The sequence below is a fragment of the Chryseosolibacter histidinae genome (genome assembly GCF_018598225.1).
Taxonomy (GTDB): Bacteria; Bacteroidota; Bacteroidia; order Cytophagales; family Cyclobacteriaceae; genus Chryseosolibacter; species Chryseosolibacter histidini.
This window is the reverse complement of the sequence record NZ_JAHESF010000001.1, coordinates 384,365-399,413: the sequence shown is the minus strand read 5'-3', so window position 1 is coordinate 399,413 and position 15,049 is coordinate 384,365. Positions and strand designations below refer to the sequence as shown.

The window sequence follows — 15,049 nt, the reverse complement described above, 5'->3', positions numbered from 1 at the left end:
AGCCATGAAAAAGATATTGCTTATAATATTGTTCGGAGGATTGCTGGCTTGCACCGATGACCTTGATCAGCAGCCTGTCGATAAATTGTCGCCTGCAACAGCTTTCAATACGGAAAAGGATCTGCAGCTGTATTCCAATTCCTTTTACCTTATTCTGCCTACGGGAAATGACATCGTGCGCGGCGATGCCCTGAGCGACTACCTGGTGGGCAGAAGCCTTTCTACTTATGTTTCTCCCTCCTTCACGTCAGCCGAGGCTACTGGATGGAGCTGGGGCGACCTGAGAAACATCAATTATTTTTTGGAGCATTACAACAATGCCAGGATCACACAGGAGGCAAAAGACCACTATGCCGGTCTTGCGCGGTTCTTCCGGGCGTGGTTCTATTTCAGCAAGGTAAAGCAGTTCGGTGATGTACCGTGGTATGACAAGACCATGGACGTAAACGATCCCGACCTCTATAAGGCGCGTGATCCCCGTACGTTGGTCATGGACAAAGTGCTGGAAGACCTGGACTTCGCCTGCGCGCACATCCGTTCGGCAAAAGACAATTCGTCTTCGCAGATCACACGCTGGGTCGCACTGGCTTTCAAGTCGCGGGTGTGTCTTTATGAAGGAACGATGCGGAAATATCATCCCGAGCTCGAGCTCACCGAAACGGCTAACTTCTGGCTGACGGAAGCCGCGACGGCAGCGGCAGAGGTGATGAATGGCAACCAGTACAAGATCAGCACAGACCTGCCCAGTGACCTGAGCTATCGCAAGCTGTTCATCAACGAAACACCGAACGCGCAGGAAGTGATGCTTGCCGCCGTGAACAGTTTAACACTGCGGGTCTTCAACGATGCAAACTGGTATTGGACCAGCGCCACCTATGGCGGACGTTACAGCTTTACAAAGACGTTCATCAATACATACCTGAACAAAGACGGGAGTCGCTACACCGATGCCGCGGGATACATGAACGTTCCCTTTACGGACGAAGTAAAAAACCGCGATCTGCGCCTGGCACAAACGATCCGGCTGGGCAACTACAGCCGCAATGGTGTGGCCGCCCCTCCTGATTTTACTTACACCTATACCGGTTATCAGCCCATCAAGCTCGCGGTCGATTCAAAAGACACCGATGGCCGGGCGGAGAATTACAACTCACTGCCTATCATCCGCTATGCCGAGGTGCTGCTGAACTTCGCGGAAGCAAAGGCGGAATTGAAAACCTTTGCACCTGAAGACTGGGACAAGACCATCAAAGTGTTGCGTGCAAGAGCGGGCATCACGAATACGGCAATGCCTGCCGCTGCCGATGCTTACCTGATCGCGAATTACTTTCCGGATCTCTCTGATGCGGTGCTGCTGGAGATCAGAAGAGAGCGCGGCATCGAGCTGGCCCTGGAAGGATTTCGCTATGGCGACCTGATGCGTTGGAAGGCCGGGAAGCTGCTGGAGATGCAATACGTGGGCATGTACGTTCCCGCGCTGGATGCCACTTACGATCTGAATGAAGACGGCACCAAAGACGTTGCCTTTGTCAAGAAGGTTCCTGCCACCAAAGTGCCGGGTGTATACTACTTCCTCATCGACGACAAGCAGTTTAAATTATCTGCCGGCACCAGTGGAAACCTGATCCTGATGGATAATCTTGAACGAAGCTTCGAAGACAAAAAATACCTCTATCCGATCCCGTTCAACGAGGTCGTGCTCAACCCCAACCTGCAACAGAACCCCGACTGGTAGAATTATGAAGAGACTTTTTTTAACCGTTTTTTTCCTGGCTGCGCTTTTTTATCATCAGGCTTCCGGCCAGACAGCCAAGCATGTTGTGCTGATCACCATCGATGGGTTCAGGCCCGACTTCTATCTCGATCCCACCTGGGGCGCTGTGAACCTTCGCCAGCTGATGGCCAAAGGTGCGTGCGTCAAGGGTGTGAATGGCATCTTTCCCACGGTGACGTATCCTTCGCATACAACGCTGGTCACGGGTGTACTACCGGCAACGCATGGCATTTATTACAACGCACCCTTCGAAGCCAACGGACCTTCCAAAGACTGGTACTGGCATTTCAGCGCCATGAAGGCCCCCACCTTGTGGGAAGCCGCGAGGAAGGCCGGCATGACTACAGCGTCCGTATTATGGCCTGTATCCGCGGGCGCTCCGATCGATTACAACATTCCCGATATATGGAACGCCGGGGAGCGCGACCGTCGCGAGGTCACAGCCCGATACGCAACACCACCAGGACTGTGGAAGGAAGTTGAGCAGTATGCCACCGGCACGATGGAAGCGAATGACTTCAACCTTGACAAAGATTACCTGTCAATGGATGACAACGTAGCACGGATCGCCGGTTATCTCATCCGGAAGTACAAGCCGGCCTTTACAACGGTACACCTGCCCGCTGTAGATCATGCAGAACATGACGAAGGCCGCGACGGCGATGGGGTAAGGCGTGCAGTGGCAGGTGCCGACCGTTCTGTGCGCACCATCATGGAAGCCATCGATAAAGCGGGCATCAGTGAGATCACCGCCGTGATCATTACCGGCGACCACGGTTTTGTAAACCGGAACACGAACTTCAACCCCAATGTGCTGCTGGCAAAAGCAGGACTGATCACCGACATCAACAGCGGGAACTGGAAAGCACGTTTCTATAGCGCGGGGGGTTCGGCTTTCCTGCACCTGAAAGACAAGGGCGATCAAAAGACACTGGCTGAGGTGAAAAAGATCCTGGGCGCTTTACCAGCTGAGCAAAAGAAACTGTTCACGGTGATTGAAGAAAGCCAGCTGAAAAATTCCGGCGCTGATCCCAACGCAACGCTGGCGCTGACAGCCACACCTGGGTCCGCCATCGGCAATGCACTGAAGGGCGAGGCTGTAGAAGCTTCTCATGGCGGAACACATGGGCATTTTCCAGACTTCGCTGAAATTCAAACAGGGTTAATCGCCACGGGGCCGGGATTCAAGGCAGGCACTGTGATACCCGTAATGGAGATGACAGACATAGCGCCCCTTGTTGCCAGGCTCCTGGGTATTGATTTAAGCGGGGTGGACGGCAACCGTGATTACAGGCTGTTGTCAAAGTAGCATACACAACTTTTAAACAGATGAATGCAATGATCGATCGTGAGCAGTCTTTATTTGATAAAATCGGCATACCCGGTCCGCTGGCCTGGGGCTACCTCGGCATTTTGATCTTCATGATGGGTGATGGTGTGGAGCAAGGGTGGCTAAGCCCGTACCTGCTGGAGCGGGGCATGAGCATACAACAATCGGCATCACTCTTCACCGTGTACGGGATTACCATCGCCATCTCTTCCTGGTTCTCCGGCGTGCTGGCAGAAGGTTTTGGCCCGAAGCGGACCATGCTCATAGGCGTGGCGTTGTACATCCTGGGAACCATCGGCTTTGTGGGATATGGAATGCCCGACCTTCATTTCGGGGTGATGCTGATCACCTATGCCATACGTGGCTTCGGTTACCCGTTGTTTGCGTATTCGTTCCTGGTTTGGATCACTTACAGGAGCCCGCAGCAAAAGCTTGGCGCCGCGGTGGGATGGTTCTGGTTTGTGTTCACCGGAGGGCTGAACGTTTTTGGTGCCTATTATTCCAGCTGGGCGATCATCCACCTGGGCTACCTGGATACCTTGTGGAGCTCGATCTTCTGGGTGGTGTTGGGAGCGGTACTCGCCCTGGGCCTGACCCGTGACAAGTTCAGCGCTGAGAACAGGAATGCCGCCAGCTCGAAGGCGCGTGAGCTGATGAAGGGGCTGACGATCCTCAAAGAGGAGCCCAAGGTGCTGTTGGGAGGAATTGTCCGCATCATCAACACCACTGCCCAGTTTGCGTTCCCGGTGTTTTTGCCAACGTACATGGCGCGTTACGGATTTTCAACCACAGAATGGCTGCAGATCTGGGGCACCATTTTCACCAGCAACATTGTGTTCAACCTGATCTTTGGTTTCGTAGGCGATAAGCTTGGCTGGCGCAACACCGTGATGTGGTTCGGCGGCGTGGGCTGCGGCATCACAACACTCCTTTTTTTCTATACGCCGCAATTCGCCGAAGGAAATTTCTGGATGGTGCTGATACCCGGCGTATTATGGGGAGCATTCCTCGCGGGTTATGTGCCACTTTCTGCGCTGGTTCCATCGCTGGTGAAAAAAGACAAGGGTGCAGCCATGGCCATTCTGAATCTGGGGGCCGGCCTTCCCGTTTTCATCGGTCCGGCCATCGTCGGCATTTTCATCGGCATGGTGGGAGACGAAGGTGTGGTCTGGATCCTGGGAGGCCTTTACTTCATCAGCGCGATACTGACGAAGTATATCACGCTGCCCTCGGAAGCAAATGCCGCCGCTACTTCCGGGGAGGATGTATTGTTGAGCACTTCGAAATCATAAGTATTGACAGGGATAGGGTCCGGTTACAAAACTGGGGCCCATGACGGAATTTATCAGATATTAAAAAACGGGGTGTTTGGTGAAGAACACCAACACCGGTACTAAACTTTAAGCGAAGACTATGAGAATATTAATTACGGCACCGTACAACGACAAGGCTAGAAGCGTATTGGAACAGGTATTCGGTGAGATCATATACAGGCCCTGGAAGCCTCATGGCCGCGCCTACAATGAAGCCGAGCTGCTGGCGCTGTTGAAAGAAACGAAGGCAGAGGCACTGATCACGGAGCACGACCAGGTGACGCAGACCGTCATCGAGCGCAATCCGGCGCTGCAGTTCATTGGTGTATGCAGAGGCACACCCTCGAATGTATCGGTGGAGACTGCAAAACGGCTGGGCATACCGGTGTTCCATACACCCGCACGAAACGCGCAGGCGGTTGCCGAGATGTTCATTGCCAACGTGATCACGTTGATGCGGAACACCATCGCGGGATGGCAGTGGCTACAGGCCGGAAAGTGGGAAAAAGGAGCGCACACCTCGTATCTCCAGTTCAAAGGCAACGAGCTCGAAGGGAAAACCATCGGCATGGTCGGGTTCGGCGCTGTGGGACAACGCATTGCCAGGCTCGTAAAAATATTTCCCTGCCAGGTGCAATTCTTCGATCCCTTTGTTCACACCTTCGACCAGGACTATAAAAAAATTGAGCTCGAGGAGCTGTTCGAGACCAGCGATATTGTATCCATCCACTTACCGGTGAATGACCAGACCAAAGGTATGATCGATAGGCGGCTTCTGTCAAAAATGAAAAAAGAGGCGATCTTCGTGAACACGGCGAGGGCGATTGTGGTGAACCGTTACGACCTGCTGGAAGTACTGGAGAAGAACCTGATCCGCGGCGCTGTGCTCGATGTATTTGACCATGAGCCTCCGGACGACATCGACAATAAGATCATTCACCTGCCCAATGTGCTGGCCACACCGCACATCGCCGGTGCCACCTTTGAAGTGGAAGATCACCACGCCACCATCATGAACGAGGCGCTGCTCAACAATTTTGCCGTGGAAAGTACCGGGAAGAAGAAATTTTTTAACTTCATTCTTTAACTAAACAACTCCAACGTGGCAATGGCTGACCAGCAGGCATACATCATCATTGATATTGGCACCGGAAATGTACGGGTGGCGGTGACCAAAACCAATGGCGAGATTTTAAGTGTGGAAAGAGATGATGTTCACTATGAAAAAGATGACCGGTATCCGGATGCACTTCACTTTGATCCAGACCAGTTGTGGCTTCAGATCATGGAGCTGAGTCGCAAGGCGCTGCTTCGGGCTCCCGCAGTTACCGTAAAGGCGATCACCGCCAGCAGCCAGCGCGAAGGCATCGTGCTGCTGGATGGTAATGGCAAAGCCCTGATCGGATTGCCCAACCACGATCACCGCGGGCGGGAGTGGGAAGACACCATCACCGGAAAGAGCAAGGTCTACGCGTTGACGGGCCGTTACCCCAGCTCGCTGTTCTCGGCTTTTAAAGTGCTTGGCATCAAACATAAAAGGCCTGCGATCTTTCAGAAGCTCCACACCATTGTGAGCATCAGCGACTGGGCACAGTACCGATTAAGTGGTGTTGCCGGGTATGAGCATTCGCAGGCGTCGGAAACACAGTTGTACAACGTAGCGACGAAAACCTGGTCAAAAGAGCTGTGCACGTTGTTCGGACTACCGGAAAGTTTACTGCCTCCCCTGCTGGCTTCGGGCACCGTGTTGGGAAAAGTATTACCAACATATGCCACGCAGCTGAACATCTCACCCGATGCAGTGGTTGTGGTGGGAGGAGCCGATACACAGCTCGCCATCAGGAGCACACAACCCGCGGTGGACGATATTGTCATTGTTTCAGGAACAACAACGCCCATTGTCAAGATCATCGGCCGGTACACCATCGATGCGGACGAGCGTACCTGGACCAACCGTCACATCGACCAGGATAGTTTCATCCTCGAAGCGAATGCAGGCGTAACCGGTCTCAACTATCAGCGGCTGAAAGAGATCTTTTACCCGAATGAAGGCTACGACGTGATCGAAAAAGAGCTGGCTGCCCAACCTCCCGCGCTTTGCATGGCTTCGCTGGGATCTTTGGTGGCCGATGAGAAAGCACCGATGACGAGAGGTGGTTTCATTTTTACGACGCCGGTCACACACCAATTGACGCGGGCAAGCTTTGTGTGGGCCACACTCTGGGACATCGCCTGCTGTATCAAGGAGAATTATGATTGCCTTACCGATGTGACCGATCACACTTCGGATTATGTGTGGGCCTGTGGTGGTGGTTTTCAAAGCGCCATGCTACGGCAATGCATCGCCAACCTGATCAATAAAAAAGTAAAAGTGCGTGAAGGGTTCCGGCAGGCTTCGGTTGCAGGCGGCGCGCTGGTGTGCAGCGATGCGCTGAAAATAAACGAGCAGCACCGCGATGCTGTGGAAGTGATCCTTCCGGAAAAGCAGCATGACTACCAGGCGCTTTACGTGGAGTGGAAAAAAGTGCGTGCAGGTTTGAAACAGATCTTCTTGACATGACAGGACCATACTTTACAGGGATCGATGTTGGAACGCAGGGTGCCCGGGTAGTGCTCACCGACGCCGCTGGCAACGTGGTGGCTACCCACGAGGATGTCTTTCCGCTGAACGACCAGTCGCGTGAAGAACAGTCTCCCGAGCTGTGGTGGGACACCTGCCTGCGTTGCCTGACACTGCTGTTCAAAGAAGCAGGCAGCATGATCCCGCTTCACGAAGTCCGGGCCATCGCCGTCACATCAACCTCTGGAACGGTGATTCCGTTGGACAAGGACCACCGTCCGCTTCACTCCGCCATCATGTATAGCGACAACCGCTCTGCCGAAGAAGGCAAGTGGTGCAGGGAGATGGCGCTGACCCATCATCCTGACGGATACACGGGGTTCAACGCTTCCAGCGGTTTATCAAAAATGGTTTGGTTCGCCCGCCATTATCCTGAAAAAGCGCAGCAGATCGCCCAATGGATCCACGCTTCTGATTACATCACCGGTAAATTATCCGGTAGCTGGGGTGTCACTGATTATACCAATGCGTTGAAATCTGGCTTTGACGTGAGGCACGGCTTCTGGCCTGCGTACCTGCATGAGCAGCTTTCGCTGAAAAGGCAGTGGTTGCCTGCCGTAGTACCTTCCGGCACCCCGATAGGAACACTCTCGCTGGCGGTAGCTTCCGCGTTGGGCCTGAGTCAAAAGGTGCAGGTGGTGGCGGGCATGACCGACGGATGCGCGTCGCAGATCGCTTCCGGTGCCATCAAGCTGGGCGACTGGAATACGACCATCGGTACAACACTGGTGATCAAGGGTGTCACGAAAGAAGAGATCAGGGATCCGGACGGGGGCCTGTACTGTCATCGTCACCCGGAGGGATTTTGGATGCCTGGCGGCGCGAGCAATACCGGCGCCGACTGGGTCACGAATGAGTTCAAAGACCTTGCCGCGTTGAACGAACAGGCGAAGCACCTGATCCCGACAGGGCAACTGGCCTATCCGTTGCGCCAGCGAGGCGAGCGGTTTCCGTTTATTGCGCCACAGGCCCGGGGCTTTGCGCCCGAGGGTTTGCCCGAAGCAACGCTCTTTACCGTCAACATGGAAGGTGTGGCGTACATAGAACGTTACGCTTTCGAAATGATCGAAGCGCTCTCAGGAGAGCGGGTAAGAGCCGTATACACGGCGGGCGGCGGAAGCAACAGCGAGGCATGGCTGACCATCCGGGCCAATGCGCTGAATCTCCCTTTGTACAAGATGAAACACGTAACGGGTGCTGTAGGTGCCGCCATCCTCGCCGCAAGCAAAACACATTTTAATTCCCTCATCGAAGCAGGTAAGGCAATGACACAAATTGAAAAACAGGTAATTCCCGACAACCACCTGGCCAACGCGTATAATAACAGCTACCAGGCATTCATCGCATTGATGCAGGAGAAGGGATACATCAAAAAAACAATCGGAATGCATGCTTAACGTTTATTTACTTCGCCACGGACAGACCCAATGGAATGCTGAAGGCAACCGGTACTGCGGCAGAACTGACATTCCACTTACTGAAAAAGGGATCCGGCAGGCACAACTGGTACGGGAGCAGCTCGGGAAGATGTCTTTCATGGCTGTCTACGCATCTCCCCTTGAAAGGGCATACCGCACGGCTGTGATTGCCGCAGGCCGTGAAGATGTGATCCGGGATCAGCGGCTCATTGAAGCTGACTTTGGAAACTGGGAAGGGAAAACGAAAGAAGTGTTCATGGAAGAGAACGCCGCCCTCTGGAAAAACTGGATGAACGATCCCGCTACCGCGAGGGCTGGAGGCACAGGTGAAACAGGCATGGAAGTGGTACGCCGCGTAGACGATTTTTTCACGGAGATATTGAACAGACACCCATCCGGAAACATCCTTGTGGTGGGGCACAACGGCATTAACAGACTTTTTCTGGCTTATAAGCTCGGAATGCCCCTCAAACACTACCGTCGCATTGTGCAGGAGAATTCATCCGTGACACTCTTTAGTCTTGAGCCTGACGGTGAGCTCATGCTGAAACTTTTGAACAGCAAGGGATTGAACGAAGACGGATCTTTGTAGAGAAGCAGGCAGTAGGCAAATAAGCAGTAGGCAACGTTTCGCCTGAATTTATAACTACCGTCCCAGGACACCTCACCATTGCCTACTGCTCCCATCGCTCGCGATCGGAATTTCCCATTGCCTAACGGTTATTCAATTGTCTTGATAAACCTGGCCGGGATCCCTCCGACAATACTGTTATCAGCAACATCTTTGGTGACTACTGCTCCGGCAGCAACAATTGAATTTTCACCAATGGTAACGCCGGGGAGCATGGTAGCCCTGCTCCTATCCAGGCATTCGTTTGATCAAAATGGATCTTAGATCAAGATATTTTCGCTTTGCAGGATCTACCGGGTGATTCTCAGTGATCAGGTTTACTTTGGGGCCGATCTGCACATCATTCTGAATGGCGATGCCCCCGAGATCGAGAAACGTACAGGCATGGTTAATGAACACGTTCTTTCCCAGCTCAATGTGCTTTCCGAAGTTTGTATAGAATGGCACAAAGACGATTGTGCTCGTATCAATTTTAGTACCGATGATCTCGCTGAGGCGTTCCCGCATCTTATCGATCGTGGTTGAAGCATTCAGTACCGGTGATAATCTTTGCGTCCGGAACACAACTTCCCATGCTTCACCCATTTCATCATTCCGGATGATACCACCGGTGAGCATTTTTTTGAAAAATGTCAGATCTTTGAGACATCGACAGCGCATTTGGATTCACTTAAACTTCTGCCGGCCGGAGTGACATCGGATTCGTGCCGGTGACCCGTTTGAAAAAGTTATTGAAATAGGTAGGATATTCAAATCCCAAAGCATAAGCGATATCTGCAACATTCCAATCGGTGTGGAGAAGCAATGCTTTCGCTTCACTGGCAATACGTTCACTAATATGCGTGGTGGTAGACTTTCCTGTTATTTCTTTAACCGCCCTGTTGAGATGATTGACGAGCCGAAAGAGCTGGTGATCATACCCAATGCCGTTCACGTGGACCTGTATGACAGGCTTGACATCATTCCGTTCTACTAGCTGGAAAAATTCTTCAAAGACAACCTGAAATTGGAGTCAGCAGTGAAAGAAAGGGCGGCGCTCACCGAAGGAAAATAGTCTTAAGCAAAGGCCATGAAATGCACCCTGGCAACATTGCTGTTACTTTTCCCGATATTAATGGGAGCTGCGTGCGATCAGGCAGCTCCCATTCCCCCGCAGCGTAATGAAAACTATGTTGACGAAAATACGATCCGATGAGCCTCACCCTTATAATCAAAGTTGGAGGCGAGGCGTTCATGGCAACTTTTTGATAATCCGGCAACAGCTGCGCTCAAAACGATGCCTTTAACGATCAGTATGACCGAGCTAATAGAAATATTAAAGACTGGCAGGTGTCTTACCAATCCTTTGGAGCGATTTGAGAAAACGGCATCTTTTCGATGCTGGCCAGATTAGAAATGCTCTCATGTACATAAAATGAGTCGTAAGCATACTTGTTAGGCATACTATCGGAATTCCTTACAAACACATATCCGTTGTTGAACAATTTCTCATTCAACTCCACGGTGGGGCGTTCAACGGTCATCGATAAGAATGTGTATTTGTCAAATGGAAAATTCCGCATGATGCGGGTTTCACATCCCTCGACATCAAAGCTGAGGTAGTCAATTATTTTAGGGGCATTGCTTTGTTCGAGAATTTGCTCCAGCGTTATTGTTTCCATTTTCCGCACGCAATAGTTTTGTCGCGCGGTTTGAATTGCGCTCGCCCTGATCCGTTCATTGTTATCAGTATCATCGGCGATTACACCGCTCCCCATGCCATTATCGGTGCGAAACTCGATGGTATGCACCTTGTAGTCGACACATTTATCAACAATGGTGCACTGGCGATTCCTTTTCAGGTCTCCAATAAACCTGGGGTGCGGCTCGATGCAGACACCAGACCAATTCAGCTCAGTTTCCAATAGATACGTATTACTGATTGTTTTGCCATCACCCGCGGCAAGATCCACGAAAAATCCACCTCTCTTGTAATTGAAGACGTGCTTGATTACCCACTCATCCTGGTTCTTTTGCCCTATAAAGTTCATACCTGCAGATTTTGATAGATCGTACTATGAAACAATGCATCCACGAAGTATTCGATTTTCAGCTGTTCCTTTGTTTTTGAGTTGACCAAATACTGCCACGTTGTTTCAATCAAAGAATTGCTGGCCAATTTCTCAGAGGCTTCCGGCAGCGAGCGATAGTAAAATGGATAATCGTGGCCCAGATAATCGACCACACCCGGAAGTTTATTAATGAGGATCGGTGTATTCCGGCCCACGCATTCCACAACCGTTGTGTTCGAAGGCGCATCGAACAGATTTAAGAACACCAAACTTTCTGAAAGCATCTGGTCATACTCCTGGTCCGTCAACCGCTCCAGTACTTCTACCGAGGAATTCACGATCAGGTCCGCCTTCTTCGATCCTTTGTTCGCCAGCAGGATTTTTTGATAGCCTTTTGCCTGCAGATCATAAAAAGCCTGAAAATTCCTCAGGTACTCTCCGATAAAAAGCAGCTTCTTCGGGCCATGCAGAAAGGTTGTATAATCAAAATCTTTGAATCGCCGGTCGATGGCATAAGGGATACGATTGATGGGAATATCAAGGCCTTGTAAGTCCAGGTAGTCCTTTACATAGTTCGACAATGTAAAAATACCTTTGCAAAAAGGGAGGCTTTTTAACCATACCGGATCCTTCAGCAATCTTTCAAGATCCAGGTATCGCTTGTAATGATGCCGGGGCACCTGGTGGGCGAATCCTACCCACGGTTCTTCAATCGGTTTTCCAGCGATCATTGTGTCCTCAATGGAGCTCAGGAATAACACACCTTGCGGGTTGTGAAACTCTGACCGAAGAACTTCCATTATATATTTCCAGCCACCACGATGACTTTCCCACGCAAACGGGTCGTCTATGCGAAGCTTCTTGAGTCGTTGCATAGTTTAAGAAGTGTACTGTTCAGGGTCAACAAGATAGGCGCTTTAACCATACAGTCAATTATCCGATATTCATTTTCTCCATCAGGGTTTCGATAGACCTGCTCCAGGTCATGCTTTCCGCCGTGCGCCTCGCCTCCGATCGCATTTCTTTCAGGTTGTGCTTTTCGGCCATCAGTATTTGTACGAGGCCGATCAGCTCATCCACCGTCCTGAATGAAAACCCACACTTATCTTCAATGATCCTGCTGATCTCGCTTTCTGCATGCGCAAGGACCGGCACGCCACAACTCAGTGCCTCAAGTGCTACCAGGCCAAAGGTATCCCACTTGCCATAAAAAATCACAACATCCGAAAGTCCGATCTCGCGCGCCAATGCGTGCTGATCGAGCGTGCCAAGTCCCTGAACGTTGGGAGGCAGTTTTGTATCGGCTTCATTGCCTATGACGATCCAGTTGACATCGGGAACCCTGTTGAACAGCTCTACAAACGTTCCTGTACCTTTATCTTTCGACCACCGTCCTGCGTACAGGCATCTGAAAGATCTTCGGGCCGGTTTTTCAATTGGCTTAAATAATACTGTATCGACACCCGGAGTAAAGATCTGGATATTCGATTCTCCGTTCAGATGGAAAAATCTTTTTGAAGCTGGCGAAACTAGAAAAACATTTTTCGCGCTTTTTATGATCACCTGTTTCAATCGTTCCATGATCTTATTTTCAAGAACGTGAAACAGATCGTTTTCCGCGCCGGCGATCCTGATCGCATAGAAAGCAGCATAGTGTGTGTGCAGGCAAATAGATACATTTTCCCGGCCCAGCACGAACGCCATGGCGAATCCCAAAAACGACTGGGTGGCAACAAGGATCTGCTTTGCATCAATGCTGTCTACAAACTGCCTGCATTTTCTTTCAGCGTCTCCGAACCATTCTCTGTCCCCGTTCCAGGCATCCAGGTAAAAAGCATCTTTATAACTGATTCCGTGGTAGACGAGATCCGGATGTACTAATTCATGATCGTTTATAAGGGATAGAAACGGCCGTCTTTTTATTTCAGCGATCTTCGAGCTGTCGTCAACCAGGATATTCAAACGACATTTTATGGATTGGAAGGGAAGCTCTTCATCGGTATCGGAGATCAACGCTATTGATACATTGTTTGATGCGCACCATTCGAATAGCTTTAAGTACGTGGTCCTCACGCCGCAAGGGCGCGCTAAATGGTCAACTACTAACAGCAAATCAACTTTCATCGGCGGCAGACCAGTTTAATGGCTATTCCCGTTAGGCTCTATAATGTAATTTTCCAGGATCAATAGATCGATACCCTTATTCTGAACAATCGTGTTGACAGCCTCCATTGGACTTTCCACGATGGGATCTCTTAAGTTGAATGAAGTATTGATGAGTATAGGCACCCCGGTTTTTTTCTTAAACTCAACCAGTAACTTATGTAAAAATGGATTGTTCTTTTTGGATATAGTTTGCGGCCTGGCGGTCCCATCAACATGACAAATCGATGGCGCCATTTTTTTTGTCTTCTCCTTACATCCCGCCGCCATTGTCATGAAGGGAGATCTTTCAAAGGGTGCATCAAACCACTCATTAAAATCCTCTTCCAGTATCAAGGGCGCTACCGGCCGGTACCATTCGCGGCTTTTAATTACATTCATTCGATCTACCATTCCAGGCGAAAGCGGAGAAGCCAAAAAACTTCTGCTTCCCAACGCCCTGGGCCCAAATTCCGAGCGGCCTTTAAAAAGGGTGACCACCTTCTCGTCACAGAGAAATTTACACAGTATTGCTATTTGTTGATCCTCCTCTTCAACTTTGTAATGCCTGAAAGACCCATTCCAATTCATTTTAAATACATCATCGATCTCTTCCTGAGAATAGGTTTTGCCGAGCAAAGTAGAATAGTCATTTTCCAGATAGTATCTTTTGGTCTCCTTCAGGTGATTGTAAAATCCAAACATTGCTGCGCCAATGGCAATGCCGGCATCGGTCGAAGCAGGCTGTACGAACAAATTCTTAAAGGCGGTCTTCTTTAAAATTTTAGTACAGGCAACAACGTTCAGCATAGTACCACCGGCAACGCACAAATTTTCAGACTTAGTTGCTTCATAGGCAAAATCAACTACCTTAAGGATCGATGACTCTAACACCGCCTGCGCTTCGCCGGCCAGTTTCATATTATCTTCTTCGTGCAAGCTGCTCTTTCTATATTTCCAGGGAAGTAACTTTTTTGCTTCCCACGCATGCAGGCGCTCGGGATTCACGTCCGAAGTTTTTTCTACAAGCCCTCTGCATGCGAACAATTCAACCAATGACGCCAGCTTTATTGTCATTTTAGATCCGGTCCGGCCTTTCCACAAATGATCCAGGATCTCCGTTCTCTCTTCAAAGCTCCTTTTATCATACGAAGCGTAGCCCATTAATTTTCCACCGCTGGCCAGTGCATTGTCAGCACCATTTACGGAGCCTTTTTCCGGACTAAGTTGCAAAAGCGCCGCATACAGTACATACAATTCTCCAATTCCTATTTCTCCACGTTTTATTAGATCATTCTGCTTAAGCACAATCCCCTTCGCCGAACCATGGTGAATGGAATAGTTTTCAATACCGTCTTTGGTATGACTACCGTTTACGTCAATGGTAACAATGGCAGCTTCAGAAAACGGAGAACAATAGAAACTGGAAAAAGCATGCGCCAAATGATGTCCTGGTTCCGTCACCTCTATTATTTTATCTTCATCAATACCAATCAGTTGTTCGATCAAGGCCTGCCTCCCGCTGTGTGGCTCGCAAGAATTGACAACAAACAGGTCAACATCTTTGGCCTTTATCCCCAGATAGTTGCAACAATAATTGATAGAACGATAAGGAATTATTTTTCCGTAAATCGTAACGCCCCAGCAATATTTAACCCTATTTAATCTTTCTTCTTCTATCGCAACAACAACCTTCCCTCCTATTACAACCGCACAGGACATGTTATGGCTTAAATTGATACCGAAAATTATCTTTTCTTTCATAGCGTT

13 protein-coding genes and 1 pseudogene are annotated in these 15,049 nt (G+C 50.2%); 7 read left to right on the top strand and 7 right to left on the bottom strand.

Features of this window, described 5'->3' with window-relative positions; translation table 11 throughout:
* The first annotated feature begins 4 nt into the window (after positions 1 to 4).
* The 7 genes from KK083_RS01370 to KK083_RS01340 all read left to right on the top strand — a co-directional run bounded on the left by KK083_RS01370 (position 5) and on the right by KK083_RS01340 (position 9,047).
* Positions 5 to 1,735, top strand: coding sequence for a RagB/SusD family nutrient uptake outer membrane protein (locus KK083_RS01370; RefSeq protein ID WP_254159873.1), 1,731 nt, complete (start codon positions 5 to 7; stop codon positions 1,733 to 1,735).
* 4 nt (positions 1,736 to 1,739) lie between these two features.
* A complete protein-coding gene (locus tag KK083_RS01365) occupies positions 1,740 to 3,083 on the top strand; it encodes an alkaline phosphatase family protein (RefSeq protein ID WP_254159861.1) in 1,344 nt (447 codons plus the stop codon).
* 20 nt (positions 3,084 to 3,103) lie between these two features.
* On the top strand, positions 3,104 to 4,396 hold the full coding sequence (locus tag KK083_RS01360; protein WP_254159853.1) for an MFS transporter: 1,293 nt from the start codon (positions 3,104 to 3,106) through the stop codon (positions 4,394 to 4,396).
* Between the two features lie 121 nt (positions 4,397 to 4,517).
* Entirely contained in the window at positions 4,518 to 5,504 is a 987-nt protein-coding gene (locus KK083_RS01355; protein ID WP_254159845.1) for a 2-hydroxyacid dehydrogenase, read from the top strand.
* A gap of 21 nt (positions 5,505 to 5,525) precedes the next feature.
* On the top strand, positions 5,526 to 6,977 hold the full coding sequence (locus KK083_RS01350; protein ID WP_254160012.1) for an FGGY-family carbohydrate kinase: 1,452 nt from the start codon (positions 5,526 to 5,528) through the stop codon (positions 6,975 to 6,977).
* Positions 6,974 to 8,434, top strand: coding sequence for an FGGY-family carbohydrate kinase (locus tag KK083_RS01345; protein ID WP_254159835.1), 1,461 nt, complete (start codon positions 6,974 to 6,976; stop codon positions 8,432 to 8,434). Before KK083_RS01350 ends, KK083_RS01345 begins: the two co-directional genes overlap by 4 nt.
* A complete protein-coding gene (locus tag KK083_RS01340) occupies positions 8,427 to 9,047 on the top strand; it encodes a histidine phosphatase family protein (RefSeq protein ID WP_254159826.1) in 621 nt (206 codons plus the stop codon). Before KK083_RS01345 ends, KK083_RS01340 begins: the two co-directional genes overlap by 8 nt.
* Before the next feature lie 128 nt (positions 9,048 to 9,175).
* Here KK083_RS01340 and KK083_RS32610 read toward each other — a convergent pair.
* The 7 genes and pseudogenes from KK083_RS32610 to KK083_RS01310 all read right to left on the bottom strand — a co-directional run.
* Positions 9,176 to 9,304 (bottom strand): annotated as a pseudogene (locus tag KK083_RS32610) (acyltransferase); the annotation flags it as partial.
* 10 nt (positions 9,305 to 9,314) lie between these two features.
* On the bottom strand, positions 9,315 to 9,746 hold the full coding sequence (locus KK083_RS01335) for an LbetaH domain-containing protein (protein WP_317195201.1): 432 nt from the start codon (positions 9,744 to 9,746) through the stop codon (positions 9,315 to 9,317).
* A gap of 10 nt (positions 9,747 to 9,756) precedes the next feature.
* On the bottom strand, positions 9,757 to 9,924 hold the full coding sequence (locus KK083_RS01330; protein ID WP_438834715.1) for a helix-turn-helix domain-containing protein: 168 nt from the start codon (positions 9,922 to 9,924) through the stop codon (positions 9,757 to 9,759).
* A 496-nt stretch (positions 9,925 to 10,420) separates the two neighbouring features.
* On the bottom strand, positions 10,421 to 11,116 hold the full coding sequence (locus KK083_RS01325; RefSeq protein WP_254159817.1) for an FkbM family methyltransferase: 696 nt from the start codon (positions 11,114 to 11,116) through the stop codon (positions 10,421 to 10,423).
* Positions 11,113 to 12,012 carry a hypothetical protein gene (locus KK083_RS01320; protein WP_254159803.1) on the bottom strand — a complete coding sequence of 300 codons (900 nt, stop codon included), beginning with the start codon at positions 12,010 to 12,012 and terminating at the stop codon, positions 11,113 to 11,115. The genes KK083_RS01325 and KK083_RS01320 overlap by 4 nt, the downstream gene beginning before the upstream one ends.
* A 58-nt stretch (positions 12,013 to 12,070) precedes the next feature.
* A complete protein-coding gene (locus KK083_RS01315) occupies positions 12,071 to 13,099 on the bottom strand; it encodes a glycosyltransferase (protein WP_254159794.1) in 1,029 nt (342 codons plus the stop codon).
* Positions 13,100 to 13,276: 177 nt separating this feature from the next.
* A complete protein-coding gene (locus tag KK083_RS01310) occupies positions 13,277 to 15,043 on the bottom strand; it encodes a carbamoyltransferase C-terminal domain-containing protein (protein ID WP_254159778.1) in 1,767 nt (588 codons plus the stop codon).
* Positions 15,044 to 15,049 lie beyond the last annotated feature (6 nt).

Excerpts from the sequence above, each read along its gene's own strand:
- KK083_RS01350 (WP_254160012.1), top strand. The coding sequence starts at position 5,526 with ATGGCTGACCAGCAGGCATACATCATCATTGATATTGGCACCGGAAAT.
- KK083_RS01365 (WP_254159861.1), top strand. The coding sequence starts at position 1,740 with ATGAAGAGACTTTTTTTAACCGTTTTTTTCCTGGCTGCGCTTTTTTAT.
- KK083_RS01345 (WP_254159835.1), top strand. The coding sequence starts at position 6,974 with ATGACAGGACCATACTTTACAGGGATCGATGTTGGAACGCAGGGTGCC.
- KK083_RS01360 (WP_254159853.1), top strand. The coding sequence starts at position 3,104 with ATGAATGCAATGATCGATCGTGAGCAGTCTTTATTTGATAAAATCGGC.
- KK083_RS01320 (WP_254159803.1), bottom strand. The coding sequence starts at position 12,012 with ATGCAACGACTCAAGAAGCTTCGCATAGACGACCCGTTTGCGTGGGAA.
- KK083_RS01335 (WP_317195201.1), bottom strand. The coding sequence starts at position 9,746 with ATGCGCTGTCGATGTCTCAAAGATCTGACATTTTTCAAAAAAATGCTC.
- KK083_RS01355 (WP_254159845.1), top strand. The coding sequence starts at position 4,518 with ATGAGAATATTAATTACGGCACCGTACAACGACAAGGCTAGAAGCGTA.
- KK083_RS01340 (WP_254159826.1), top strand. The coding sequence starts at position 8,427 with ATGCTTAACGTTTATTTACTTCGCCACGGACAGACCCAATGGAATGCT.
- KK083_RS01310 (WP_254159778.1), bottom strand. The coding sequence starts at position 15,043 with ATGAAAGAAAAGATAATTTTCGGTATCAATTTAAGCCATAACATGTCC.
- KK083_RS01325 (WP_254159817.1), bottom strand. The coding sequence starts at position 11,116 with ATGAACTTTATAGGGCAAAAGAACCAGGATGAGTGGGTAATCAAGCAC.
- KK083_RS01370 (WP_254159873.1), top strand. The coding sequence starts at position 5 with ATGAAAAAGATATTGCTTATAATATTGTTCGGAGGATTGCTGGCTTGC.